Genomic DNA, 519 nt, shown 5'->3' on the forward strand with positions numbered 1-519 from the left:
CAGCATGACTTGGAAGAGGGGGTGGCGGCTGAGTGAGCGTTCCGGGTTCAGGACCTCGACCAGGCGTTCGAACGGCACGTCCTGGTGTGCGTAGGCAGCCAGGTCCGCCTCACGCACCCGGGCAACCAACTCGCTGAACGTGGGCCGCCCCGACACATCAGTGCGGAGAACCAGCGTGTTGACGAAGAACCCGACCAGCCGCGACAGGCCGTCATCGGTACGCCCGGCGATGGACGAACCGATCGGCACATCCGAGCCGGCACCCAACCGCGACAGCAACACCGCCAACGCCGACTGCAACACCATGAACAACGTCGCACCCGACGAACGCGCCAACCGCACCAAGCCCTGATACAACTCCGGCGAAATGTCCACCGGCACCCGGCCACCAACATGCGACGGCACCGCCGGACGCGGCCGATCCACCGGCAACACCAACTCCTCCGGCAAACCCGCCAACGCCTCCTGCCAGAACGCCAGCTGACCAGACAGACGACTATCCGCATCGTCCTCCGAACC

At 65.9% G+C, this 519-nt stretch carries 1 protein-coding gene; it reads right to left on the reverse strand.

Annotation, left to right across the window (positions count from 1 at the left end):
• Window positions 1-492 (reverse strand): condensation domain-containing protein (locus tag ABD287_RS18485; protein ID WP_344174839.1); only part of this gene is annotated, 492 nt, incomplete at its 3' end.
• Between the last annotated feature and the right edge of the window lie 27 nt (window positions 493-519).

The sequence above is a fragment of the Pilimelia columellifera subsp. columellifera genome (genome assembly GCF_039532605.1).
Classification (GTDB): Bacteria; Actinomycetota; Actinomycetes; order Mycobacteriales; family Micromonosporaceae; genus Pilimelia; species Pilimelia columellifera.